Origin of the sequence: Natronospirillum sp., assembly GCF_022565775.1 — a bacterium.
GTDB lineage: Bacteria > Pseudomonadota > Gammaproteobacteria > Pseudomonadales > Natronospirillaceae > Natronospirillum.
In genome coordinates this window covers 1-25914 of the sequence record NZ_JAIUMC010000043.1, presented here as the reverse complement: position 1 = coordinate 25914, position 25914 = coordinate 1, and the positions used below count along the sequence as shown (strand labels likewise).

Annotated in this window: 23 protein-coding genes; 12 read left to right on the top strand and 11 right to left on the bottom strand. The window is 59.9% G+C overall.

Translation table 11 applies throughout. The features are described 5' to 3' along the window. Positions 1 to 192: 192 nt before the first annotated feature. The 3 genes from LAT62_RS09640 to LAT62_RS09635 are packed head-to-tail and all read right to left on the bottom strand — an operon-like array spanning position 193 to position 2257. A complete protein-coding gene (locus LAT62_RS09640; protein WP_293382627.1) occupies positions 193 to 1464 on the bottom strand; it encodes an aminotransferase class I/II-fold pyridoxal phosphate-dependent enzyme in 1272 nt (423 codons plus the stop codon). Continuing rightward, positions 1461 to 1583 carry a PT domain-containing protein gene (locus LAT62_RS16375; protein ID WP_367120552.1) on the bottom strand — a complete coding sequence of 41 codons (123 nt, stop codon included), beginning with the start codon at positions 1581 to 1583 and terminating at the stop codon, positions 1461 to 1463. Before LAT62_RS16375 ends, LAT62_RS09640 begins: the two co-directional genes overlap by 4 nt. 8 nt (positions 1584 to 1591) lie before the next feature. Then, positions 1592 to 2257, bottom strand: coding sequence for an NAD-dependent epimerase/dehydratase family protein (locus tag LAT62_RS09635; protein ID WP_293382624.1), 666 nt, complete (start codon positions 2255 to 2257; stop codon positions 1592 to 1594). Between the two features lie 105 nt (positions 2258 to 2362). Here LAT62_RS09635 and pdxH point away from each other — a divergent pair, with 105 nt between their 5' ends. The 3 genes from pdxH to fos all read left to right on the top strand — a co-directional run bounded on the left by pdxH (position 2363) and on the right by fos (position 3770). Further along, positions 2363 to 2989, top strand: a complete 627-nt coding sequence (gene pdxH / locus LAT62_RS09630; RefSeq protein ID WP_293382621.1) for a pyridoxamine 5'-phosphate oxidase — start codon at positions 2363 to 2365, stop codon at positions 2987 to 2989. Positions 2990 to 3161: 172 nt separating this feature from the next. Next, a complete protein-coding gene (locus LAT62_RS09625; protein ID WP_293382618.1) occupies positions 3162 to 3344 on the top strand; it encodes a hypothetical protein in 183 nt (60 codons plus the stop codon). Positions 3345 to 3371: 27 nt separating this feature from the next. Beyond that, on the top strand, positions 3372 to 3770 hold the full coding sequence (fos, locus tag LAT62_RS09620; protein WP_293382616.1) for a fosfomycin resistance glutathione transferase: 399 nt from the start codon (positions 3372 to 3374) through the stop codon (positions 3768 to 3770). Positions 3771 to 3779: 9 nt separating this feature from the next. Here the strand turns inward: fos and LAT62_RS09615 are convergent, their stop codons facing one another. Then, positions 3780 to 5825 (bottom strand): hypothetical protein, encoded by a 2046-nt coding sequence (locus LAT62_RS09615; protein WP_293382615.1) that lies wholly within the window; start codon positions 5823 to 5825, stop codon positions 3780 to 3782. A gap of 174 nt (positions 5826 to 5999) precedes the next feature. Here LAT62_RS09615 and LAT62_RS09610 point away from each other — a divergent pair, with 174 nt between their 5' ends. Both LAT62_RS09610 and LAT62_RS09605 read left to right on the top strand, forming a co-directional pair. Continuing rightward, entirely contained in the window at positions 6000 to 6629 is a 630-nt protein-coding gene (locus tag LAT62_RS09610; RefSeq protein ID WP_293382612.1) for a DUF1326 domain-containing protein, read from the top strand. Beyond that, positions 6626 to 7438, top strand: coding sequence for a DUF2182 domain-containing protein (locus LAT62_RS09605; RefSeq protein WP_293382609.1), 813 nt, complete (start codon positions 6626 to 6628; stop codon positions 7436 to 7438). Before LAT62_RS09610 ends, LAT62_RS09605 begins: the two co-directional genes overlap by 4 nt. 82 nt (positions 7439 to 7520) lie before the next feature. On the opposite strand, the gene LAT62_RS09600 is transcribed toward LAT62_RS09605, so the two are convergent. The 5 genes from LAT62_RS09600 to LAT62_RS09580 are packed head-to-tail and all read right to left on the bottom strand — an operon-like array spanning position 7521 to position 14139. Next, entirely contained in the window at positions 7521 to 8288 is a 768-nt protein-coding gene (locus LAT62_RS09600; RefSeq protein WP_293382606.1) for a DUF3726 domain-containing protein, read from the bottom strand. Further along, positions 8285 to 10012 (bottom strand): hypothetical protein, encoded by a 1728-nt coding sequence (locus LAT62_RS09595; protein WP_293382603.1) that lies wholly within the window; start codon positions 10010 to 10012, stop codon positions 8285 to 8287. The genes LAT62_RS09600 and LAT62_RS09595 overlap by 4 nt, the downstream gene beginning before the upstream one ends. Positions 10013 to 10018: 6 nt before the next feature. Further along, positions 10019 to 11632, bottom strand: a complete 1614-nt coding sequence (locus LAT62_RS09590; protein ID WP_293382600.1) for a BCCT family transporter — start codon at positions 11630 to 11632, stop codon at positions 10019 to 10021. Between the two features lie 60 nt (positions 11633 to 11692). After that, entirely contained in the window at positions 11693 to 12685 is a 993-nt protein-coding gene (locus LAT62_RS09585) for a dipeptidase (RefSeq protein ID WP_293382597.1), read from the bottom strand. Between the two features lie 11 nt (positions 12686 to 12696). Continuing rightward, positions 12697 to 14139, bottom strand: coding sequence for an aldehyde dehydrogenase family protein (locus tag LAT62_RS09580; protein WP_293382594.1), 1443 nt, complete (start codon positions 14137 to 14139; stop codon positions 12697 to 12699). Positions 14140 to 14262: 123 nt separating this feature from the next. Between LAT62_RS09580 and LAT62_RS09575 the strand changes: the two genes are divergently transcribed. From LAT62_RS09575 to LAT62_RS09555, 5 genes are all read left to right on the top strand, one after another. Beyond that, complete coding sequence (locus tag LAT62_RS09575) at positions 14263 to 15138, top strand: LysR family transcriptional regulator (protein WP_293382591.1); 876 nt, start codon at positions 14263 to 14265, stop codon at positions 15136 to 15138. 184 nt (positions 15139 to 15322) lie between these two features. Continuing rightward, entirely contained in the window at positions 15323 to 16570 is a 1248-nt protein-coding gene (locus LAT62_RS09570; RefSeq protein ID WP_293382588.1) for an FAD-dependent oxidoreductase, read from the top strand. 38 nt (positions 16571 to 16608) lie between these two features. Next, positions 16609 to 16929 (top strand): sarcosine oxidase subunit delta, encoded by a 321-nt coding sequence (locus tag LAT62_RS09565; RefSeq protein WP_293382585.1) that lies wholly within the window; start codon positions 16609 to 16611, stop codon positions 16927 to 16929. Beyond that, positions 16926 to 19829: a glycine cleavage T C-terminal barrel domain-containing protein gene (locus LAT62_RS09560; RefSeq protein WP_293382582.1), complete on the top strand. Its 2904-nt coding sequence runs from the start codon at positions 16926 to 16928 to the stop codon at positions 19827 to 19829. Before LAT62_RS09565 ends, LAT62_RS09560 begins: the two co-directional genes overlap by 4 nt. Before the next feature lie 2 nt (positions 19830 to 19831). Then, entirely contained in the window at positions 19832 to 20521 is a 690-nt protein-coding gene (locus LAT62_RS09555) for a sarcosine oxidase subunit gamma family protein (RefSeq protein WP_293382579.1), read from the top strand. Positions 20522 to 20534: 13 nt separating this feature from the next. Here the strand turns inward: LAT62_RS09555 and LAT62_RS09550 are convergent, their stop codons facing one another. Then, the gene (locus LAT62_RS09550) at positions 20535 to 21515 is read right to left on the bottom strand and encodes a LysR family transcriptional regulator (protein ID WP_293382576.1); all 981 of its coding nucleotides are present in this window, start codon (positions 21513 to 21515) and stop codon (positions 20535 to 20537) included. Between the two features lie 13 nt (positions 21516 to 21528). Continuing rightward, on the bottom strand, positions 21529 to 22518 hold the full coding sequence (locus LAT62_RS09545) for an Ldh family oxidoreductase (RefSeq protein ID WP_293382573.1): 990 nt from the start codon (positions 22516 to 22518) through the stop codon (positions 21529 to 21531). A 185-nt stretch (positions 22519 to 22703) separates the two neighbouring features. Between LAT62_RS09545 and LAT62_RS09540 the strand changes: the two genes are divergently transcribed. Together LAT62_RS09540 and LAT62_RS09535 are read left to right on the top strand one after the other, a co-directional pair. Further along, positions 22704 to 24437 carry an alpha/beta fold hydrolase gene (locus LAT62_RS09540; protein WP_293382570.1) on the top strand — a complete coding sequence of 578 codons (1734 nt, stop codon included), beginning with the start codon at positions 22704 to 22706 and terminating at the stop codon, positions 24435 to 24437. Positions 24438 to 24443: 6 nt separating this feature from the next. Continuing rightward, the coding region (locus tag LAT62_RS09535; RefSeq protein WP_293382567.1) for an alpha/beta fold hydrolase at positions 24444 to 25914 on the top strand (1471 nt) is incomplete at its 3' end.

The window sequence follows — 25914 nt, the reverse complement described above, 5'->3', positions numbered from 1 at the left end:
AGGGATGTCAACACAGGCCAGGGGCCGCAGAGGCACGCCCTCCGGGAGCCGCTGAGCACTCTGATAGCGGCGTTGCGATGTTTCAATTTGGAGCCACCAGACCTTCAACATCGCGCCTTGCTCTCAGAGTGCTCAGTGGCTCAGAGCAGTGTCGAATTAACCAGACAGGACACTCGGTTCCTGTTCGAAGAGCTATACCTTGCTCAGCGCCTGCTCGATGTCGGCAATGATGTCATCAATGTGCTCGATGCCGATCGACAGGCGCACCAGATCCCGGCTGACACCGGCCCTGGCCAGTTCCGCGTCATTCAGCTGCCGGTGTGTGGTAGATGCCGGATGACAGGCCAGCGACTTGGCATCACCGATATTGACCAGCCGCAGAATCATCTGCAGGGCGTCGATAAAGCGCCCGCCGGCCTCCAGCCCGCCTTCCACACCAAAGCTCAGAATGCCCGAGGCGTGGCCCTTGCACAGACGCTGACAAACCTCGTAATGGGGACTGTCCGGCAGTGCGGCATAGTTGATCCAGGTGACTTTCGGATGCTTCTGCAGGTAGTGCGCTACTTTCAGGGCGTTGCTGCAATGGCGCTCCATGCGCAGACCCAAGGTTTCCAGACCCTGCAGGATATAGAACGCATTGGTGGGCGACAGCGCGGCGCCCGTATTGCGCAGCGGCACCACCCGGCAGCGACCAATATAGGCTGCAGCGCCCAGGGCTTCGGTATACACCACGCCGTGGTAGGACGGGTCCGGCTCATTGAGCATGTCGAACTTTTTCGGATGGGCCGCCCAGTCAAAGTTGCCCGAATCGATGATGGCGCCACCCACCGCTATGCCATGCCCGCCGATGTACTTGGTCAGTGACTGCACCACGATATCGGCCCCGTGGTCGATGGGGCGACACAAATAGGGCGTGGCCACGGTATTGTCTACGATCAGCGGCAGGCCATTGCGGTGAGCGATTTCCGCCAGTTTGGCGACATCGACCACATTACCGGCCGGATTGCCGATGGACTCACAGAACACAGCCTTGGTCTTGTCGTCGATCTGCTGCTCGAAACCCTCATAGTCGTTGCTGTCGACCATCCGCACTTCAATCCCCTGGTTGGGGAAACTGTGGGCAAACAGATTGTAGGTGCCCCCATAGAGCTGGCTGGTGCTGACGATATTGTCGCCCACCCGGGCAATACACTGAATCGAATAGGTAATGGCCGCCATGCCCGAGGCCAGCGCCAACGCACCGATACCGCCCTCCATCGCCGCCACGCGCTGCTCCAGCACGGCATTGGTGGGGTTCATGATGCGGGTGTAGATGTTGCCCTCGACCTTCAGATCAAACAGATCCGCACCGTGCTGGGTGTTGTCGAAGGTATAGGAGGTGGTCTGGTAGATCGGCACCGCGGCCGACTTGGTGGTGGATTCTGATTCATAGCCGTGATGCAGGGCCAGCGACTCGAGTTTCATGGGGGCAATCCCTTGTTGGTTGATTGGTTGGTTGATTGGTTGGTTGGTTGGTTGGTTGGTTGGTTGGTTGGTTGGTTGGTTGGTTGGTTGTTCAAGGATGGTGCCTCAGTCGGGGACATGAAAGCAATCAGCTCCGCCCCTTCTCCTCGAACAACGGGCGGCCCTCCAGCACCTGCACACCTTTGGCCTCATGGTCTCTTGCGCAGGCCACCATAGTTCCGGCCAGTTGCGTGGCCTTTATCGGCCTTATTCGGGCCGGCAGTAGCGGTGCCATTGGGCCCATGACCACCTGCCCCAGAGTTTCCAGAGGCCGGTTGGCATGCGGGCCCAGCAGCAAAGAAGGCCGCAGAATATGCAGGCTCTGCCACGGCATATCGCGCAGCGCCTGTTCGAGCTCGCCCTTTATCCGGTTGTAGAACACGCGTGACTGCACGTCAGCCCCCACGGCAGAGATCAGACACAGCCGCTGCGCTCCCCGACCCAGCGCCCAGCGGGCCAGCGCCAGCGGATAGTCCCGGTCGACTGTCGCAAAACGTTCCTGACTGCCCGCCTGTTTGATGGTGGTGCCAAAGGCAATGCATACCACCTCCGGGGGCTCGGCAATCGCCTTGTTCAGAGGTGACAGGTCTGAGTAGTCGGTTTCCACGAAATGACTGTTGCCGGGCGCATTCGACGGTAGCCGTCGCCCCGGCGTCCAGACAGTATCAAAGGCCTGCGCGAGCAACGGCAACGCCGCCGACCCCACCAGCCCGGTGGCTCCCATCAATAGTGCACTGGTCTTTGGTTCTGCCATCGGGTCAATTCCTGCTTGTTGTTACTGTTCTACCTTGCTCGTTGCCGGGGCGAAATCCGCATGAAGTCAAACTGATACACTACGGCACTGTTGACTGCAAATACCATGGCTAACATTGAGCCAGAACAGCACGATAGAGAATTACAGAATATGGAACATCCGATATCGAAATTCAAAAAATGGTGGCAAGCCGCGTTGAACGACTCGCCGCTGAAACAGAAGAGCGCTGTCTGCGTGTCGACGATCGATCAGGATGGCTTTCCATCAGGCCGGTTTGTCGACCTGAAGACGGTGGATGAAGAGGGCTTTACCTTCTGCTCCTACCTGGATTCGGAGAAAGGGGTCCATATTTCGGCCAACCCCAAGGTCGCCCTGACCCTGTGGTGGGATCATGTCGGCTATCAGGTGAGGGTAAAGGGCGTTGCCGAACCCATATCCGAAGAGGAAGCCATCAGCCACTGGCGCACCCGAAGTCGAGAGGCACAGTTGACGACGCTTTGCTCCAGGCAGAGCCAGGAACTCAAGAGCAGTGAGGCTTTGCACGAGCAGCTCGCGGAAGCAGAGACGCGATATCAGGGAACAGAGGTTCCCAAACCGGCCAACTGGGGCGGATTTCGAATCAGGCCGGACAGCATCGAGTTCCTGACATTCAGCGACGACAGACTACACAAACGCGAACTTTACGACAGAGAGGATGCAGGCACCTGGCGGATGAAGCTGCTGCAACCATAGTTGATGGGCTAAAGCGCTCCAATGAGCTCCGCCTCCGCGCTCCAGGAAGACCGACTTGACAGTCGGGCAGCGGCCGGGCCACTCAATAAGAATTTCGAAAACGGGGTTCGGTGTGTCCCAGCGAGAAAATACAGTGAAGGGGAACAACGCACTATAGTAAGGAGCCGTGCACATGGTCCTCGACAACACAATCAAGAAACACATGGTTATTTCACTGGCAGGTCTTGGCATTGCCATCGGCTCTCTGGCCACGATAGCGCCTCTGCCGGTTCTGGTGATTTTTGGTGTTGGCAGCGGCATCATGCTTGGAGGTATCTTCCGGATTATAATGGTGCTCGCAGGGCGAACCGCCTGAGCCCAAGATAGTCTCGGGAACCATCGCATGATCACCGGAATCAATCACATTACCTTCTCCGTCAGGGACCTGAACGCGTCGATCGAGTTCTACCGTGACCTGCTGGGCATGACGCTGCATGTCTACTGGGACACGGGTGCGTATCTGACCGCAGGCGATACGTGGGTCTGCTTGAGTGTGGGAGTGCCCAGACCCGCTGGCGACTATACGCATATTGCGTTCAGTGTTGGCGAGAAGGCGCTTGCAGAACTGCGCAGCCGTCTGAAGCTGGCGGGTGTCGAGGAATGGCAGCAGAACACCAGTGAAGGCGACTCGCTGTATGTACTGGATCCCGATGGGCATAGTCTGGAATTGCACTGCGGAACCTTGGCAACCCGCCTTGCCGAGCTTGAGAAGTCACCCTACAAGGGCCTGGTTTGGTGCTGAAGCGCAACGTCAGGTCTTCCAATCCACCGGTGCGCGCGGGTCGGGCTGATAGACGAAATAGGTGCCGGTACGCAGCGTCCTCTCCAGGTGTTCACCAAGACTTGAATGGTTCTGTGAGATCCGGTTGAGGGCGTAGCGCAACGAACGGGTTGCACTGGTGCGGGCGCGCTCCAGGCCATCGCCGACAGTCCGGGTTCGGCCATTCAAGCCAACACCGCGACAGAGTTCGTCGATCAGGAAATCGCGGTCGGCCCGCGCGAGTTGCGCACGGTGAAAGTCATTGTTCGCTTCTGCTTCCGCGATATCTTCTTCGGTTTCGGCAAGGCGCTGCCGGTATGCTTCGCGAGCCTTGGAGTCGAACACTTCCAGCCCGCATTGCGCGTCCATTCGGGGGGCACCTGAAGACGAGTCGACGGGCAGCGTCCCACGCTCTTCTTCAACCAGACCCAGAACGTGAAACTCCCGACCAGGCTCCGCCAGCAAGCGTTCCAGATAACGCATTCCCTTGAGGTCTTTCAGACGGACCGTGGCGCCGCCGAAGGTCACTGTTCGCATATCCCCTTCGCGGTAAAACTGACAAGGCTGGGGCTCTACCCTCTGTTGCGCCGGCATTGCCGGCTGATGGTCGCGAGCCAGATCCGCCCAGGGCGTAGCCTTGAGATCCTCCAGCACATGACAGGCCGCATCCAGTTCCAGTTCGGCTGTCTTGTCGTTGCCCACAGCCCGATGCGCTGCCGCGAGCTGGATGCGCAAGATGGCGGCGTCGAAAGGCATGCGCAGCGCAACCCACTCCATGACGGCCTCACTGAGAAGCTGGATCGCTTCGCATGCCTGCCCGTCGTGCAGTGCCAATCGTCCCTTGGCGGCAAGCGCTGAATTCTGAAATGTGCGGGTACTATAGGTCGCGGCGATCTCTTCAAGGTCGGCTGCAGCAATGCGCGCCGTTTCGATGTCTCCGGCGGCCAGTGCAATAACCACCTGGGCTTCGCGCAACGGGGCTCTCTGCAGACCCCCGGCAGGCGGGCGCTCCTTGGAAGGTATGGCAAAGGGGTGGTCGAGCGCGCTTGCAATCATCGAATAGGCTTCGTCGACTCGTCCCTGAGCCAGCCGCAGCAGAGCGAGCCCAGGCTGAGGTAGCCAGGCATTCTGGTGTGCAGCTATGAACGCCTCTTCAGCGCCCGCGAAATCCCCCTTGTGCAGCCGTGCATTGCCCAGCTCGGTCAGCGGCCAGCCGAACTCTCGCCGCATCCAGGGGCGGAGCTCTTCGCAGGCCAGCAATGCCTCCTGCTCTGCCAGGTCAAAAGGCCCGCGCAGGCGCATGATCTCGGCCCGATGTACCCGACAGCGCCCGTGGAGCCCTCCGAAAGCAGCCCCTCGGCGCCACAACTCCATGGCTTCGGTCCATTGCTCGGCGCGGTCGTAATGGCAGATCCATTGCATGGCACTGATCAGCTCGCACCACATCTGCCCCGCAGTGAGGGGGTCAAGGTTTCCGGCGCTCAGTTCCACGGCCACATCGTCCAGTGCGCTCAGCCCTTCTTCGAGGTAACCCTCGTGGATGCGGACTCTGGCCAGTGCAACCTGCCCTATGATGGAAGGTGGGCTGAGTCCATGTTCCCGTCCTCGGTCGATGGCCAACTGCGCCCAGTGCCCGGTGCCTGGCATATCGCCACACATCAGACGCTCGTAGGTCCTGACAGCGGCGAGCCAGGCCCAGACCGAACTGTCTGGCGCGTCTTTCAGCAGACACTCGGCCCGAGACAACCAGGCGCGCACCGTGGCCATCAGGCCAGTGTCCATCATCAGGTACATGCCCACCATGACAGCGGCAAAAGCCGCTTCGTGGGTTCGATCAACTTCCAGATGCAGGCGGTAGAGCTCTCCGTAAGCAGCCAGCGTCTCTTCCAGATCGCCGGCACCGTAGGCTGCCCGGGCACGCAGCTCCAGCAGGTCGGCCGAGACCGGTATGGATAATCCAGCGAGCAACTCCTGAGCCTGGGCAAATTCTCCAGCATCAAGAGCGGTTCGAATCGGTGACAACTCCCTTTTCGTCATCGTTCAGTCCTCTTGTCTCGGTTGTAACAAAGATTGTCACGCCTTAAGGCGTAGGTGCCAAGCACACCTGACCAACAACTCATTGAACAAGGCACATTCTGACATGAGTAGAGCCCGTTTTGACAGGCGCGGTGGTCGGGCCAATACACACACGATACTGATAGAGGATGGACTATGAACATTGCAACGAAAGAGAGCTATCGACTTGAGGGCACCATGCTGGAGGTCTGCTCCTGTGCAGCACCCTGCCCCTGTTTCCTGGGTGAAGATCCGGACGGCAGCGAATGCTTTGGCTTGATTGTCTTCAATCTCGAACGAGGTGAGGCAAGAGGTGTCGACGTCTCGGGCCTCACTATCGTGAATGTCGCTCACATTCCCGGGAATGCCCTGGCCGGTAACTGGCGCTCTGTGATCCTGATCGACAGCCAGGCCAACGACGAGCAGCATGAAGCGCTACTGGATGCCTTCAGTGGCAATATGGGTGGACCACTGGCCGATCTGGCGAGCCTGGTCGGGGAAGTGGTGGCCGTTGAGCGTGTCCCGATCAAGCACGAGGCGCGGCAGGTCGAGGGTCGAGTGCAGGCCGGGGACATGTTCGAAGCGGAGTTCGCACCGATCAAGTCGTCACCCGACGGCAGTTCAGCGACGCTGTACGACAGTGCCTTCTCGACTTTGAAGGGGGCTCCCGCCTATCTCGGCAAGTCGCGCCGCTACCGCGTCAACCTGCCGCAATACGGCATGAAATGGACCTACGACGGGTACAACGCCATCCAGACAGACTGGATGATGGAGCATCAGGCATGAGCACGAGCAGTATCACCTCGACGGAGAGCTCTGTCTGGCGAGGCGCTCCTGTCCTGATCGTGGCGATCGGCCTTGCCTGGCTGCTGGCCATTGGTGCGGAGATGACGGGAGAAATGCAATGTGTTCACCATCATCAGTTGGTGGTCGACGAGGGTACAGTCTGGGCCAGCCTGGCCCTCTTTCTGTTGGCCTGGCAGGTACATATTGCCGCCATGATGCTGCCTTCGACACTGCCCATGGCCAGCCATTTTCGCCGCGCATCTGCCGGCCAGCCCCATCCGGGGCTTGCCCGGCTCGGCTTCCTGGGCGGCTATCTGGTGGTCTGGACGCTGTTCGGTGTAGTGGCACTGCTCGGCGATACGCTGATGCAGCATGCCATGCTGACCTGGCACTGGTTGCTGCATCGGCCGGAGTTGTTTACCGGCTCGGTGCTGATCCTGGCCGGTGGTTTCCAGTTCTCCTCGCTCAAGGATCGCTGCCTGGACAAGTGCCGTCAGCCAAGATCATTTATGCTGAACCACTACCGCCAGGGCATAGTCGGAGGCTTTGCTCTGGGTGCACGCCATGGCGCCTTCTGCGTCGGCTGCTGCTGGGCGTTGATGCTCGTCATGTTCGTGGTGGGGATCGCCAACCTGGCCTGGATGGCGCCGCTCGCGGTACTCATGCTGGTGGAAAAGGTGGCCCGTCACGGCCAGCGCATAGTGCGCCCCGCCGGCGTCGCACTGATTCTGATCGGGTTGCTCGTTATCTGGGACCCCACCTGGATGCCGAACCTGGGACCATCGGCGACGTCTATGCATGCGCATTGAGGTAACTCGTCCGGACTTGACACAGGGGGCGCAAAACGTTTGTTGGTCCCCTTTTTTCAGGGCAGCCACCCTTTCTGTTCACTCAGTCATTATCGGTAGTGCCCGCCCCGGCACCAGACCTTGAGTCCTGAGTGGCCTCTACCAGTAGCCGGTCGGCCAGATTTTTCAGGGTACGCCACAGGTCATCTTCCACTTCCATGCCTTCCACCAGTGCATGTTCACGCTGGCGACGCAAATCCTGATCGGTCTGCCGCATCAGGTTGTTCAGCGAAAAGTCGGAGCGCAGGCCGGGGAGAAGATCCACATGGTTGGCCATGACCAGGGTGATGCCGTCATTGGGCTCCGTTTCTTCAGGTGAGTCCGGCAGGCTGTAGAGGCAGACTTCCGGCTCCGGATCTCTGGCGCGAAAGCCCACCCACTGTTCGATCAGTGGCTCGTGCGCATTGCGCCAGAAGGCCGTAACGTTGATGCCGCGACGGGCCAACCGCGACAGGTAACCAATGACCAGAACCCGATTGTGACAGCGTCGGATCTTGGTCACCGACAGACCACGCGCTCTGGCGCGGGCATAGCCCAACTCCAATGCCAGGCTGGCACTGCCCAGAATGCTGTTGCCATGGGCATCGAAGATGCTGACATCGGCATCCTCATAGATCAGTTCCGGCAGGGCCCTGGGGTTCTCCTGGAGCAGAAACTCAAGCCCCTTTTTCAGCGCGTGCATGCCGAACAGGCCACGAACCTCCAGCCACGCCACCATGTCGGCGGCGTCTATGGCATCGCCCTCTTCAAAGCCGATGCCGACAAAGGCCTTTCGTGCCATACCCTGCAGTTCGTTGAAGGAGACTTTCATAACTCAACTTGGTCTGGCTCAACCGGAAAGCTCCAGTCGTCCAGCTGATTCAGCCGTTTTTCGTCAGTGCCATGATGGCTGAACAGTTCGCTGAACAGGGGCGCTCCCTGAAACAGCGTCACCCTGACCCAGCGATCGGACTTGGGATCAAAGCGACTCGCACCAAAGAAAGACAGTTTGGTGCGCAACAAGTGCATTGGCTTCATGTCCCGATGCCACAGGTTGGCCTGTATTTCTCCGTAGGAAGTCTGCCCCATCGTCTGAATGCGGCGCACACACTCTTTCTGGCTCGGGTTGGCCAGCAGGAACTCCACGACCAACCCATTGGGGGCAGTGTCGAGAAAGCGCTTCAGGCGCCAATGGACCTCATGGATCCGCGGGCCTATGGCCAGTGGCATTTCCTTTTCCACCCCGATTTCCTGACCGCGCACGCCCAGCCGGGGCTCCTCCTTTTCTGCTGATCGGTACCAGAACCAGTGGTTGTGGGCATCGTCATCCGGGTCATAGTCCAGCGCCCAGGAAAATCTCGACTCGATCAACTGCAGCAGTTCACGGGCCTTCATTTCCGGCTGCAACTCGAGTATTTCTTCACAACCCAGTTCATCCTCCACCGGGTCGATCAGCTCCGGATACAGCTCGATCAACAGGGTGTTGATGAGTTCCTGAGCTTCCATCGAACAATGACTTTCGGCCCATGCCTGCAGCTCAACCCAAAGATCCGGTGCTGGCGACGTCCGGTCCAGCCAGTCGATGATGACGGCAATGGACTGCACGGTTTCCCGATTGCGGGCTGTTTGCTCCTCATCCTCGGTAACTGTCTGCTGAAAGTGCGTGCGAGCCCGGTGCAGCAACGCAGTCATGCGCGCCATGCCTTCGTCTGTGGCGGATTGCAATCGGGCATGAGCAAGCGCCCGCTCGCGGCCATAAACCCATTGCTGTATCAGTTGGGGATGATTGATCAGAAAGGGCGCCATCCCCAGACCGGTGGAATTGCCGATACCCATATAGCGCTGCAGCGCAGGGGCCAGAGGTACGGCTGTATGGGGCGCCTGAATTTTCGCCAGGTGATTCACCTGTTCAATGGAGAAGTGACGCAGCAGATACACCGCGAACATCTGTGCCGAAAACGGGCGGCTGAAGTCCGGGTTGCGCTGCAGGCGGGCATAGTCGGCAATGCCGAACTTGCCGTTGCCGTAAACCGCTGTGGTTCGGTAAAGGTAGCCAACGGCGGTCAGCCAGGCCGGATCAGGCTGCTGACCTGCCCCCAGCGCGTCAACGAATTGCGAGAAGTTGCGCATGCTCTTGTTGGCGCGTGACAGCACCAGCAATCGGGGATGCTGGCGGCCGGCTTCCTGCAACGGCACATTGGCGGCCATCTGTGCCAACAGCGTGTCTTCCACCTCGCCCTCGACCAGGGCAAAGGTGACATCCCAGGCTTCCGCAATCACCCGGTCGGACCGCCGCTCCGGATCCAGCGCCTGGGAAAACACCACACCATGATAGGTGCTTCCGGGCGTCTCCAGCCGATAGACCACAGTACCGTGTCCGTGATCGTCCAGGTCAAACCGCACGGTCGATACAACCCAGTCTTCCCGGGCCATCTGACGAACCAGACTGCGGGAAAAGCTCAACCGACTGGCATGCAGGCTGCCCAGTCTGGGCAGCCGCATAACCTGATCAGCAGGGCGCATCCAGTTTGCAGATTCCGCCGTCGCCGTTGTCATAATGCTTCAACTCTCTCTGGAAGCGCTTTGTCTCTCCACACCCATCAAGCCAGGCTCTCCCTTGGGAGGTACTATGCCCTGTTCACGCGCCATGGCATAGGCCGCCTTGGGCCCGATGTAGAGCGACGGCAGCAGCACCAGTGACACCGGTATCGCGGTAATCACGATAAATTGCTGCAGCGCACTGATCTGACCGGCCCCCATGTAAAGCAACACCGCTGCCATCAGTGCCATGGCCACACCCCAAAAGGCGCGAACAAAACGGTTCGGGTCATCATGGCCGGCACTCACCACGGCGATGGAATAGCTCATGGAGTCACCCGTGGTGGCCACGAAGATGGTGGTCAGCAGCAATATCGCCATGGCCATCAGGGTGCCACCCGGAAGCGCCTGTGCAATGGTCAGCGTAGCCACTTCAAACTGGAAGTCATTAAGCGCCTGCGTCAGATCAATGGCACCGGTCAGCTGATAGTAGATACCCGACCCGCCGAGCAGGGTGAACCAGACGGTGGTCGCGACAGGTGCCATGACGCCAACAGCCAGAATCATCTGCCGAATGGAACGGCCGCGCGAAATGCGGGCCACGAAGATCGCCATCAACGGGCCATAGCCAATGAACCAGGCGAAGAAGAAGATGGTCCACCACTGCATCCACCACTCGGGTGCGGTTTCAGCGGTAACCGTCGCCATGGCAAAGAAGGAACTGATGTACTCTCCAAAACCCTGCGTCCAGGCATTGGTCAGAAACAGCGTTGGCCCGAACAGGAAAATCACCGCGGCAATGGCGAGTGCAAGAAAGACATTGAACCGGCTGAGCATCTGGATGCCCTTGTGAATGCCTGTCATTGCCGAGGTCACATAGATGCCCGCCAGAATGAGCAGTATCACGAGCTGTGAGCCGAACCCTTCCCCAAAGCCGAACAGTTCATTGAGACCGAAACTGACCTGGGTCGCCAGAAAGCCGATGGGCCCCACGGTACCGGCGACAACAGCGATAACACAGGCTGCATCGACAATGCCGCCAAACCAGCCCGTCATGACGCGATCACCGAATACCGGGTAAAGCAGTGTACGCGGCCGCAGAGGCTGACCCTTCACATAGTGGGCGTGTGCCAGCACCACTGCAGAGAGCGTGCCCAGGATGGCCCAGGCCAGGAAGCCCCAGTGCATGAACGACTGTGCCAGAGCCGGCGCAACCGCCTCAGCAGTCCCGGCTTCAGTGGTGAAAGAAGGCGGCGTGACGACAAAGTGGTATACGGGCTCGCCTGCAGCAAAGAAAACCCCGCCACCAGCCAGCAGTGTACACATGATGATGGACAGCCACTTGAAGGTACTGAGTTCCGGCGTACTGCGGTTCCCCACCTTGGCGCTGCCCGCCGGAGACATGGCCACCCCCATGCCGATCACGAAGGTCGCCACCAACAGCAACTGGAAGTAGGACCCCAGCACGCGGGACGTCCAGGCAAAGCCATCGGCAATGAGGCCGGCCGTCCAGTCAATGTTGAAGAGCGAAGCGCCCAGGAACAGCAGGATAAACCCTACGCTCAACCCCAATACAATGGGGTCCCCCAACTGCTTGATGCCCCCGCCTTCGGCAGGTGTCTTATTGGTCTGAGTCATGTTCACGATCCTTTATTGTTGTTGCCGTCATGGTTTGAAAGCAGCGGGAGCCCCGCCCTGTTATGCGGAACCCGGTCGGGTGCCTTCGGTCAATTGACCAAGCCAGTTCTGGCCCATTATTTTTTCTACATCTTCATTGCTGAAACCTTTCTGCCGCAGCCCTTCCGCAATATTGGGGAAGTGCCGGTTGTCACTGAACCAGGTCAGTGGTGCCGGCCAGCCGGCGTTCTGCCGGTTGCCCTCACCGTAATCCTTTTCTTTCGCCCAGCGTCCGTTGCGCATCCACTCCAGCACGCTCTGCGGCTGGTTCTGGCAGAGGTCGGTACCCAGGCCGATATGATCGATACCCATCAGCTCGGCCGTATCCGCCACCATGCCGCAGAACTCGTCCAGCGTGCAGTCCGGGCCGTTTTTCAGGTGGAACGGGTACACGGAGAAACCGAGTATCCCGCCACTTTCGGCAATCGCCTTGAGTACATCGTTCGATTTGTTGCGCTTGGCCGGGTGAAAGCTGTAGGGATTGGCGTGAGAAATGATGACCGGCCGCTCGGACAGCTCAATGGCCTCCAGCGTCGAGCGCTCGGCGCTGTGCGACATGTCGATGATCATGCCGACCCGGTTCATTTCGCGAATCACTTCGCGGCCGAAGCGGGTAATGCCGCTGTCTTCAGACTCGTAGCAGCCGCAGGCCAGCAGGCTTTGGTTGTTATAGGTAAGCTGCATGATCAGCAGACCCAGTTGACGCATGATGGCCACCAGGTCGACGTCATCCTCGATCGGCGAGCAGTTCTGCGCTCCGAAGAAGATGCCCACACGGCCCGTTTCCCGCGCCTGCTGGATATCTTCCGCCTCAAGCACCGGCATGATCAGGTCCGAGTGTTGCTCGAACAGCCGGTTCCATTCCCCGAAGCGCATCAGTGTTTCCCGACATGTCTCGTGATAGACCAGTGTCGCGTGCACGGCATCGACACCGCCAGCCCGCATTTCTTCAAAAATGGACCGGGACCACTGCGAATACTGCAATCCATCAATGGTTAGCATTGACTGCGACATGCCTCAACCACCTATGCCTTGATGTAACAGGTTTTGACGACGGTATAGAATTCACGCGCATACTGGCCCTGCTCTCTGGGGCCAAAGCTGGAATTCTTGCGCCCCCCGAACGGCACGTGGTAATCCGTTCCGGCGGTCGGCAGGTTAACCATCACGCAGCCGGTTTCCGCCCTGGCCTTGAAATCGGATGCCAAATTCAGTGACTTCGTGATCAGGCCGGCGGTGAGACCATACTGGGTGTCGTTCAGTGTACTCAGGGCTGTTTCATAGTCCGGTACCCGGATGACACAGGCAATGGGTCCGAAGACTTCATCGCGGTTGACGTCCATATCATTGGTGGTCTGGGTGAAGAGCACCGGTTGCATGTAGTAGCCTTCCTGTTCGACATCTACCTGGTCACCCCCAAAAGCCATCACGGCACCTTCGCTCAGAGCGGTATCCACCCAGCGCAGATTGGATTCCAGCTGGCGCTTGTCGGCGATGGGGCCGACGGCGGTGTCCTCGTCCAGGGCATGACCGACTTTCGCCTTCGCCAGGCGCGCGGTCAGCTTGTCGACGAATTCATCATGCACCGCATCCGTAACAATCAGCCGAGACGACGCCGTGCACTTCTGCCCGGAGCCCGAATAGGCACCAGCGAAAGCGGCCTCCACGGCCAGATCGATATCCGCATCGTCCAGGACGATCAGCGCATTCTTGGAGCCCATCTCCAACTGGCACTTGACCAGGTTGGCGGCTGTCGCTGCAGCGACCCGACGTCCGACTTCCAGCGACCCGGTAAAGCTGACAGCCTGAACACCCGGACTGGTGATCAATGTTTCGCCGGCCTCACTGCCACTGCCCATGACCAGGTTGAAGGTGCCGGCCGGCAGAGCCTGACGGCTGATGATTTCGGTGAGGGCCCAGGCACTGGCTGGTACCAGGTTGGCAGGTTTGAATACCACCGCATTACCAAAGGCCAGCGCCGGCGCGATTTTCCAAACCGCGGTGGCCATGGGAAAATTCCAGGGGCTGATGACACCGACAACGCCCAGCGGCTCCCGGCGAGTCTCGACTTCGACACCGGGCCGAACGGACGCGGTCCGCTCATCAATCTGGCGCAGCACTTCTGCCGCGTAATAGTGAAAAAACTGGCCCGAGCGATAGACTTCGCCCTTGCCCTCGGCCAGAGGCTTGCCCTCTTCGCGCGACAACAACTCACCCAGCTCGTCCTTGCGGTCAATCAGTTCATTGCCAATGGCCATCAAAATGCTGTAACGCGCTTCCAGACCCGTTTCTGCCCAGGCTTTCTGGCCATTTTTCGCGGCCTGAATAGCTTTTTGCACCTGGCCGGCACTGGCCTGATCATAGTCACCGACCGTATCGCTGAGGTCCGAAGGATTGACGTTGGGCAGGTGCGCATTCTCGCCCTTTGTCCATTCTCCGTTGATGTAGAGGGGGTATGACGTAGGCATAGGTAACTCCTGGATCTTTACTCTATCCTAACGATCACTGCAATATAAGTATAATAAGAAATATCGTAATTTTAGTAAGCTTTTCTTATAGTCGTTTAAAGGCCATCGAGAGCATTACCTTGCATGTCGCTTGAACTGAAAATACAACCCATGCGCTATGTGATCGCCGCCGCGGAAAAGGGCAGCTTCAATGCAGCAGCGCAATATCTGCACCGCAGTCAGCCGGCACTGTCCATGGCCATCCGGGACCTCGAGGAGAAACTCGGCCAGCCCTTGTTTGAAAAGCACTTGAAAGGGCAACTCACCCCTTTCGGTGAGCAGTGCCTGCCCAAATTCCGGGAGCTGGTGCAACAGCACGATCGGCTCGCCCGGGAGTTGACGCAATTGTCTCAGGGGCAACTGGGCAGTGTGGCTCTGGCCACGGTCCCCTCGGTTGCCAGCCGCCTGATGCCGACTTTTCTGGCTGATTTCATCGCCCGCCACCCGGATATCGACATCAACCTGCATGATGAAAGCGCCGATTTTGTCTGCCGCATGGTGGCCCAGGGCGAGGTGGATCTGGGCATCAGCAGCGCCTGGGTGGAGGACGAACGACTGTCTTTCACTCCCCTCATGGAAGATGAAATCGGCGTGGTCCTGCATCGGGATCACAAGCTGGCCAATGCACCGGAGTTGCGCTGGGATGAACTGCTGGACGAGCGCTTCATTACCAACGGGACCTCCCGGCTCCTGGCAAACACACCGGCGAGTCGCCTGGTGGAAAACAGTCATTTCTACATCTCCAACATGATCTCCCTGCTGGCCATGCTGGAAGTGCGCAATGGCATCACCACACTGCCCAGCCTGGCTTTTCCGCCGGACAGTCAGGTGCTGCGTTTTGTCCCGCTAAGTGAACCAAAGCTGGTACGCAAAATCGGGATCATCAAACCTGCACAGCGTTCACTGACGCCCCAGGCACAGGCGCTGGAGCGCGCGATACTGGACAAGCTGGGGAGCTGATCCGGGCTGCACAGCGCGCCCCCTTGATAAGGGACGGCAATGACGAGCATTAGACTTGCTTAAGTGGTTGATTCCGCCTTGCCTGCGTCCTGCCGGTTCGAGTTAACTCGGTAAGACCTTCGATTGTCTGACTGGAAACTCGCTACAGCCATCGTTGTGCCCTACCAGACCCGGGAGTACTGACTTGGCCTTTTCACTGCTCAAATACGGACTGCGCAAGGACTACCCCTTCGCGCACAAGCCTGACCTGCCGATTGCCGGTGAACTCAAATCACACTATGACGTGGTGATCATCGGCGGCGGTGGCCATGGCGTGGCGATCGCCTACTATCTGGCGAAATACCACGGCATCACCAATGTGGCCGTGCTGGAAAAGGGCTATCTGGGGGGCGGCAATACCGCGCGCAATACGGCCGTTATCCGCTCGAACTATCTCACCTCGGAAGGGGTGCGGTTCTACAAGGCGTCGGTGAATCTGTTCGAGCGGCTATCCAACGAATTCGATTTCAACATCATGTACTCTCAGCGCGGGCAGCTGACGCTTGCCCATACCGATGCCACCGTTCGTGCCTTTCGCCAACGCGCCGAGGTCAATCGGCATTTTGGTGGCCGCACCGAGTTGATCGACCCGCCCGCCATACGGGAACTAGTGCCCGGGCTCAACATGCACCCGGGCCATCTGCCGGTGCTCAAGGGCCTGTGGCATCGTGACGGCGCCACCGCGCGCCATGACGCGGTGGCCTGGGGTTACGCCCGGGGCGCGACGCAGCGCGGCGCCGAACTGCATCAGTTGACCGAAGTCACCGATGTACTGGTCGACAAGGGCCGCGCCATCGGTGTCGACACCAATCGCGGGCGCGTGAAATGCGGATGCATTGTGCAGGCCGTGGCCGGGCACAGCTCGCTGCTGGCCGCCAAGGCGGGTTTTCGCATGCCGATCATCACCTACCCGTTGCAGGCCATGGTGACCCAGCCGGTGAAGCCGTTTCTGGATCCGCTGGTCAGTTCGTCCGCGCTGCACTGCTATGTGCAGCAGACCAGCCGGGGCGAAATCGTCTTCGGCGGCGGGTCGGACCCCTACCCGTTGTACAACAGTCGCTCCACGCTCGAACTCAAGGAAAGCCTGATCGCCAGTGCCGTGGAGATGTTTCCTTTCATGGCCAAGCTGCGCCTGATGCGCCAATGGGCCGGCATCACCGACATGACCGCCGACTACAGCCCCATTATGGGGCTGAGTCCGGTCGAGAATTACTATCTGGATGCCGGCTGGGGCACCTGGGGATTCAAGGCAACGCCCATCTGTGGCCAGACCATGGCCGAGCTGGTCGCCAGCGGCGGCAAGGTGCCCGAATTGATTGCGCCTTTTGCCATGGATCGCTTCGACAGTTTCCGCCAGGTCAACGAAATGGGTGCCACTGCCGCCAGTCACTGAGGTCGGTCGAGGCACCGATCAGGGAGAAAAAGTCAGCCATGAAAATGATGCCTTGCCCACTGAACGGGCTGCGCAATATCAGCGAATTCGTCTATGGCGGCGAAGTCACCGACATGCCGGATCACACCACCTGCAGCGACCGGGAGTGGGCCGAGTATGTGTTCTATACGGACAATCAGATTCAGGTTGTCACCGAGTGGTGGCTGCACGCGCCGTCAAGCTATTGGTTCATCGCCGAGCGGCATACCGGATCCGACGAGATACTGCGCACCTATGATCCGTCGGAGCGCTTTACCGAGCGGGTTGATTTCGAGCAGACGGAAGACAACACAACCACAGGCGGAGGGTCGGGTTCATGAGCACTCACCAGCGCCTGAAAGCCCCCATGGGCCTGCTGATCGACCGGGAAAAGACGATCAGTTTCGAATTCGAGGGTGCGACGGTCACCGGCCAGGCCGGCGACACGCTGGCCAGCGCGCTGGCGGCCAATGGCCACTGGCTGCTGTCGCGCTCTTTCAAGTACCACAGACCCCGCGGGCCTCTGACCATGGCCGGTCAGGATGCCAACACTCTGATTCAGCTGCCGGATGAACCCAATGTGCTGGCTGATCGCAAGGCTGCCGCAGCCGGCCTGCAGGTAAGCGGCCAGAATTACAGCGGCTCGCTGCGTGATGACAAGGACGCGAGACTCGACTGGTTCGGCCGTTTTATGCCGGTGGGCTTCTATTACCGGACCTTTTTTCGCCCCCTCGGGTCCTGGAAATACTGGGAAAAACTGATAAGGCGAAAGGCCGGACTGGGCAGGGTCAATCTGGAGGTCAGGCCCGACTACTGCGACAAGGTCTACCGCTTTCACGACGTGGTCGTGGTCGGTGCCGGTCCCGCCGGACTGCAGGCCGCACTGACCGCCGCCGATGGCGGAGCCGATGTACTGCTGGTCGATGAAAACCCGCTGGCTGGCGGAGCTCTGAGCTATCACCGATTCGATTCCGAAGGCAACCTGGCCGACTCGGTGCGTACGCGTCTGATCGACGACGTAAAGGCTCATCCGCGTATCGAGCTGCTGCTGAACGCGACCTGCAATGGCTGGTTTCTGGACAATTATCTGCCCGTGATCCAGGGCAATCGCATGTACAAGGTGCGGGCCCGGGAATGCATTCTGGCCACTGGCTCCTTCGAGCAGCTTGTGGTGTTTCGCAACAATGACCTGCCGGGCATCATGCTGTGCAGTGCCGCCCAGCGCCTGATGAAATGGTACGGCATTGCGCCCGGCCAGCGGGCCGTGGTGCTGACCGGTAACGATGATGGCTACCATACGGCGCTGGACCTGCAGGATCAGGGCGTGACTGTGCAGGCCATTGTCGACCTGCGTCCAGCCGCGGAAGCCGCAGATATCAGACATATCGCGACCGAAAAAGGACTGACGGTATTGTCCGGCAGCACCGTCTATGAAGCTTTGGCCGATCGCAAACGGCAACACCTGAGACAGGTCGATGTGCGTGCGATCACCGGACGCGGAACCGTGGCCGACACCTCCCGACTTATCGACTGCGACCTGCTGTGCATGGGCTCGGGCTATATGCCTGCTTATCAGTTGGCCTGCCAGGCGGGTGCACGGCTCGACTACCGGGAAGAACGGGCCGAGTTCAGCCTGACCGGACTGCCACCACACCTGCATCTGGCCGGGTCGGTCAATGGTATTCATGATCTTGATACGGTACTGGCAGATGGTCGGCGAGCAGCCGGCAGTGTGCTGCAGTCACTGGGACTCAGCGATGCAGTAGCCGAAGCCGTCACCTGCTCTCGGCGGGTGAATGTCGACTGGCCCATCTTTCCGCACCCCAGGGGCAAGGATTTTGTGGATCTCGACGAAGACCTGCAAAGCAAGGATCTGGTCAATGCCACCAAGCTGGGTTACCGCGACATTCAACTGGTCAAGCGTTTTTCCACTGTGGGCATGGGCCCGTCCCAGGGTCGCCATTCGGCGCTGCCGACCGCACGACTGGTCGCTGCGGCCACCGATCGCACGGTCAGCGAGACCGGGGTGACCACAGCGCGCCCACCCTTTGTACCCGAACGTCTTGAGGTACTTGCCGGGCGTGGCTTCGATCCGTATCGGCGCACCGCCATGCATCACCGCCATGTGGAACTCGGAGCGCGCATGGTTCCTGCAGGGGTGTGGCAGCGGCCCAGCTATTACGGGCTTGCGGACCGACGTGATGCCTGCATCCATGCTGAGTCCGAGCAGGTGCGCCAGCGGGTGGGATTGATTGATGTCAGCACCCTGGGGGGCATCGAGGTGCGCGGCCCGGATGCCGCCGAGTTCATCAACCGGGTGTATACCTTCGGCTTTCTCAAACAGCCGATCGGGCGCACGCGCTATGCCATCTATACCAATGAACAGGGTGTGGTGATCGATGACGGGGTGGCCTGTCGCATCGCCGAAAACCACTTCTATGTCACGGCAACGACTACAGGCGTGGATCGCGTCTATCGCGACATGCTCAAGTGGAATGCCCAGTGGCGGCTCGACATCGACATTGCCAATGTCACGTCGGCGTTTGCCGCGGTGAATCTGGCCGGCCCCCTGTCGCGCCAGATCCTGGCCAGACTCTGCGATGATCTGGACCTGAGCGCCGAGGGCTTTCCCTACCTGGCCTATCGAGAAGGCACGGTGGCAGGTATTCCGGCACGCCTGCTGCGCGTCGGGTTTGTGGGTGAGCTGGGTTATGAAATCCATGTGCCGGCGCTCTATGGCGAAGCCCTGTGGGATGCGTTCATGAGCGCAGGCGAACCCGAAGAACTGCGCCCGTTTGGCGTCGAAACCCAGCGCCTGCTCCGCCTGGAGAAGGGCCATATCATTATCGGTCAGGACACGGACGGCATGAGTCACCCGGGTGAGCTGTCATTGGACTGGGCGATCAACCGCAAGAAGCCCTTTTTCCTCGGCAGTCGGTCTGTCGATATCGTGATGGCCCGGCCGCAGACGCGCCGGCTGGTCGGGTTTACCCTGCCCGCCGGCACGCCAAAGCCGGAAGAAGGCCATCTGGTGCTGCGGGGCGATCACATCAGCGGTCATGTCACCTCGTGCGAGTACTCACCCACGGTGGGCTCGATCATTGGCCTGGCCTATGTCGGCACGGACCAGGCCGAGCCCGGCCAGACGGTTCATATTCGCGTGGACGGCGGTTCGGAAGTGACAGCCACAGTATGCACACTGCCTTTCTTCGATCCCGACAACAAGCGCCAGGAGCTTTGACCATGAGCGACCCCACTTCCATGCTGCCCGACCAGCATCCCAGACGCAGTCTGGCCTGGCGCGTCTGGGCAGCCAGTACCCAATCGCTCGCTGTAAAAAGTGAAGGCCTGGTAGTGCAGCAGGCCGGCGAGAACGACTCGGCCATGGCAGAACGCTGCGGCCTGATCGACCTGACGGTGCTCGAGCGCACCGGATTCAGGGGCCGACAGGCGGCAGAGCACCTGGAGTCACTGGACCTGCCCGTGCCGGACGCACCCAACCGGGCGGCAGTGGGCACCCAGGGAGAAACCGTGCTGCGCCTGAGCGCCCGCGAGTTATGGGTGCTGTCGGCTGCCGAGGACGACGGACAGCATGTGCGCCGGATGGCCAATCAACCGCTGCCAACAAAAGACTGCTATGCGCTCTACTGCCAGCACAGTCATGCCTGGCTGGTGCTAGCCGGCCGTTATCGGGCCGCCGTCATGGCCAAGTTGTGCGGCGTCGACCTGCGCGAGAGCGCCTTCCCGGTCGGCCATATTGCCCAGACCTCGGTGGCGCGCAGCAATGCGATCGTGGTACATCACCAATGGGGACGGCAGCCGGTATTCTCCCTGTTTTGTGACAGCGCGTCTGCCGACTATCTCTGGGAGGCACTGCTCGATGCGATGGCGGAATTCGAAGGTGGTCCGGTGGGGCTTGCAGCGCTGGTTTAGCTACCCGCGTGCCTCAGGGCTCGGTTCGGTCTATGGCGAACAGTTCGCTTTCAACCCAGGGCGCCACTGTACCGAGTCGACCCACCAGATGGGAATCAATCATGTCCCGTATCGCCCCGGCAAACAGCGTGGGCAGGTCGCCCAACTCCCCCTGCCGGGCAACCAGGTAGAGGGTACGGGCATGGCGACTGTCATCCAGGGCCAGCAGTCGCACGCCCTCGGTCTTGTAGAGCGTCTGCACCGCGCACAGCGCGCTCACTATCGCCCAGCCATGCTGGTCCTGCACCAGACTCATCAGCGTGTGGGTTTCATCGGTCTCAAAGCGGACCTGGGTCTGCAGATGCATCCGGCGCACCGCCAAATCCACATGCAGCCCGATCTGGCTGGTGCGGGTAAAACCGATCATCGGATAGTCCTGTGCCAATACGGGCAAGGTCAGTTCGTCGGTGGCAACCGTCAGCCATGGTTCGGGTATTGCCAGCAGAAGAGGGTCACGAAACAGCGGAAAGCGCTCCAGCCCCTGCATTTCCGCCAGCGGCGAATCGGAGATCAGAATATCGATTTCCCGATTCAGGAACGACTGGATCAGCACCGGCGTTACACCGCTTTTGAGATTCAACTGTTCCGAGCGGTGACCCAGTTGTTCGATCAGGGAACTGCCCAGCACTTCAGAGCAGGAACTGATCAGGCCCAGACGACACTGCAAGACCCCCATATCCGCGGCACTGCGCACGCGCGCCACCAGACGCCGCAGGTCGGCCAGCACCTGATCCGACTGCTGCTTCATAGTCAGACCGGCACTGGTCAGTTGCAGGGGCCGGGTGCGCCGCACCACCAGTTCGACACCCACTTCACTTTCCAGTTGCTTCAGGGTCTGTGAGACCGCCGACTGAGTGACCCCCAAACGCCGTGCCGCATCGGTCAGTGACTCCGACTCGGCGATGGTGGCAAAGGTCTGCAGCAGCTGGGTATCGGGCAGGCTACCGGTTTTCATGCCAGCCGATCACTCAGGCCACTTCGGTCAGTTCGATCACCCGACGCCAGAGGGCATCGGGCACATCAATCTGTGTTTTTTCGTTCCTCGAAGCACCCGGAATACGCGCTCCGGGCTGCTCGGCCACCGCTTCCGCCATGCGGGCAAACCGTTCGTCGAAGTGATCGCCAAAAGTCGTTGGGTCCAGCAGCAGGTAGCATTGACCCAGATCGTGGGGTGGCCCTTCCGGTGCCTTGAGTCCCTTGACGTCCAGTGAATTGACACCGCCCGCAATGCCGGCCGCCATCAACTCGGCCAGCAGGCCGAAGCCCCACCCTTTGTAGCCGCCGGCACTGACCAGCGAGCCCTTGAGCGCCGCTTCGGGATCGGTGGTTGGATTGCCTTCGGCATCAATGGCCCAGCCTTCCGGAATAGGTTCACCCGCAGCCTTGGCCATGGTGATCTTGCCCAGTGCCACGGCCGAGGTGGAAAAGTCGAAGTGCATGCGCAGCGGAGCACCCTCTTCCTTGCCGGGCACACTCAGCGCAATCGGATTGGTGCCGATGACGGCTTTGGTGCCGCCGGGTGGCGCCACGATCGTGGATGCATTGGTAAATCCGATCGCCATCAATCCATGGGCGGCAATCTGCTCGGTGAAATAGCCCAGTGAAGTGCAGGTGTGGGCATGGTTCACGGCCAGCATGGCCAGGCCCTGCTCGCGCCCCGCTGCCACCGCTTCCGGCAGCGCCTTGGCGAACGCCGGCTGGGCAAACCCGCAGCGGGCATCCACCTGCACGGAGGCCGGGCGGGGCTTGCTGACCTCAGGCTCTACCTGGCCCTTGACGCGTCCCGACAGCAGCTGCAGACAATAGCTCTCGAGGTAGTAGAGGCCACAGATGACATTGCCCAGCGCCTCCGCACGGCGCACAGCATCAGCAACGGCAGCCGCCTGGGTTTCTCCCGCCCCGTGCGCCATCAGCGCACGCAGACTCTTGTCTCTTATCTCATCCAGTGAAACCTGCATCGCTACCTCCGTCATGCACAGTGCGCAACCAGAATATCTGTTGCTGGCACGCAATGCCATCGGGGGAGTGGGAAAGCGATTCAGGTCAATAAGTCACTCCCCGACTAACTCCTTGTAAAGAATCTGCTTATACTGGGGAATGAAATGGGATACGCCAGCAGATAACCGGAACTCGGGAAGACAGTATGAGCAGTCCAACTGTTGGCAGTCATGCAACCAACACTGAGCTATCGGACGCCCTGCCTCAACGCTTGAGTGACCTGGTGTCGCAGGTAGCCGAGCGGCAGGCCGACTTTCCTGATCTGATCATCGCTCTGTCTCCTCTGATAGATCGGGGCTTGGAGCTCCCCACGGAAACCGCACTTGAGCTCTCTGTCGCGCTGCACGAGATTGAAGCGGAAGCCCGTGAGGCAGATGCGCTTTACCAGCTGGTAGACCAACAAACAGCCCCTGCCATTGCGGTGAACAGGAACGCCGCCGTCCTGGCCCTGAACGCGGGTGCCCGACAACTGTTCAATCTCAATGCCGGCGACAACCTGACTACGCTGGGTGTGACTGCCAACGAATTTCAGACCTTCCAACGTCGTTTGGCTGAGGTGGCCGGCGCCACTTTGCTGAAGGTAACCAGACCCGGAACTCGCGAACTCCCCATGGTCATGCTGGGTAGTTACACCCATAGGTATCGTGCCTTTGTGCTGACGGCGCTGCAGCATCATTGGCCGACGGCCGTCGACAAGGCTCTGGAGTCACTCTTCCGATTGACCCGGTCAGAGCGCGAAGTCCTTTCCTGTCTTGCGCAAGGTCAAACGGTGGAGCAAATTGCTCAGCTTCGGTCCAGCGCGATCAGTACGGTTCGACAACAGATCAAGTCTGTTTTGCAAAAAATGGGTACCTCAGCTCAGGTGCAAGCCGCGACTATGGCCGCCGCCGCTGCCAATGCTCTGACCGATGCTCGGGTGGGCAGCGATGCCCTGAGACCAGACCGTGATCCTCTCAACATGGCCTACGGTGAATGCCTTCGTGAGGGCAGGCGTATTGGCTGGAGACGCTATGGCCAGCCCGGTGGCAAGCCGGTAGTCATGCTGCACGGACCCTTTTTCGGCGCAGGCGATTTTGAAGCCGAGCGGGTGTGGGCGAAACGATGCGAACTGGATGTGTTTGCACTCGAGCGGCCGGGGTATGGGCGGACAGAGCTATCGCCCCGGGGTGAGACGATGGTGGATACGGTGGTCAGCGACGCACGCCTACTGATGGACTTGCAGTCCATTCCCGAGGCCGTGTTTCTGACGCACGAAATCGGCCTTATACCGGCACTGGCCCTGTCCGTTCGACATCCGGAGCGAGTCACCGACATTCTTGCCGTCTCGGCTGCGCCACCCTTCAGAGCGTTGGCACAACTGACGGCCATGCCCCCCCAACAGAGGATCTTCATTTGGGCAGCCCAGAACACTCAATGGCTGGTCCGTCTGCTGATCAGACTGGGCATGGTCCGCTTGCGCAAGCTGGGACCCAAGCGATGGATGGAAGCCGTATTTGGTGAGGTGCCAGAGGATATTGCTGTGCTGAACCGTCCCGACCACCAGGCCGGTGTCATCGGCACCTACAGTCTGATTACCCAGCAAGCCGGTGCCGGTTTTGAAGCTGACCTGGAGATGGCGCTTAGTGATTGGGAGCACTGGTTAACCGAGTCACCCGCACCACTAACGTTGCTGCATGGCACCAAGAATCAAACGACGCGCCTGGAATTTGTACAATTACTGACTCAAATGAAGCCGGGTGTTCAACTCACTGCCATCGAAGGGTGCGGACAAACCCTGGCAATAGAAAGGCCGGATGTTGTCTATCAGGCGCTCCGCCCGGCCACCAAGCATTGTCCTGAGGGCAATGCTGAACATCTGACAACTTGCGGATATCGGTAAACTGACATGACGTCGTTCAATGCAAACACCTCTCTGGCAGAGCTGCCACAGGGCGCGCTGAGCAGTCTCGTGCAGGACATCGCATTGCGTGAGGCCGATTTCGAACAACTGGTCGCGCTGTTGCAGCCGGTACTGCTCGACGAGCAGACCATTGACAGCCGCGTTGCGCTGGAACTGTCCAATGCGTTGCATGAGCTTGAAGACCAGTCAGACACCAGTGATGCATTGAACAGTCTGGTCGACCGCTACGCGCCCCCGGCTCTGGCACTGGACGAAAGCGGTAGAGTGCTGGCCACCAATCGCACCCTGCGCCAGCTTTGGCCTCTGGAAATCGGCGCTCGGCGACACGCCCTTGGCGTGAGCAGCGGTGCCCTCACAGACTTCCGGCACCGTCTGACCCATGAAGCGAGGTCAACACTGATCAACCTGCAACGGCCCGCCGCCGGCATGGAAAGCAAGCCGCTGTTAATGGTGGGGTATCGAAGTCCGGTGCAAAAAGCCTATGTGCTGGTTGCCCTGCAGCAACACTGGCCGTCCTCCATTGAACGGGCGATCGCGGATCTGTTCGGCCTGACCGAGCGCGAGACGCAGGTTCTGGCCGGGCTGGCCTGCGGCCTGACAACCGATCAGATTGCGGAACACCATCAGCGTAAAGTCACCACGGTGCGCCAACAAACCAAAGCCCTTCTGAGAAAAATGGGGGCCGCCAATCAGACCCAGGCTGCTACCCTCGCCGCGGCCGCCGCCAATGCGGTTAATCTTGCCTTACCGGACGCCGCCAGCCTGCAATTACCCAATCAGCGGGAGCCGCTGCTGCAGGGTGAATCCTGGCGTGAAGAGCGCCGCATCAGCTGGCGCCGCTTTGGCGACCCAAGCGGGAAGAAAGTCATGTTGGTGCACGGACCTTCATTTGGTGCCGGAGAGTATGAGCAGGACAGACTATGGGCCAAGCATTGCAAACTGGATGTGCTGGCGATCGAACGTCCCGGCTACGGCCGCACCGACCCGCCGCACCGCAAGGACGACCCGTTGCAATGCCAGGTGGACGATGCTTTGACCGTATTGCGGCAGTTTAATATCCAGCCCGAGTCGATACTGGCGCACGAAGTTGGGTTGGTACCGGCACTGGCCATCTGTCGTCATTTCAAGGCCAGTCTGAAGCGCTTCGTCGGCGTCTCTTGCGCTCCGCCCTTTATTGCCATGGAACAACTCGTCGATATGCCGGCCCAGCAAGGCATCTTTATTCTCGCGGCGCGCAAGGCCCCCTGGCTGGCTCGCCTGCTGTTGCGGCTGCTCGTTGTTCGGCTGCGTAAGCTCGGTTCGGAGCGCTGGTACCAGGCAGTGTTTGACGAAGTGCCGACCGATCTGGCCGTTACTCAAAGGCCGGAATTCAAACAGGGCGTCATCGCTACCTACCCCTTGTACACCCGCCAGGCTGGCGCCGGTTTTGAAGTGGATTTGCAGGTGATGATTCAAG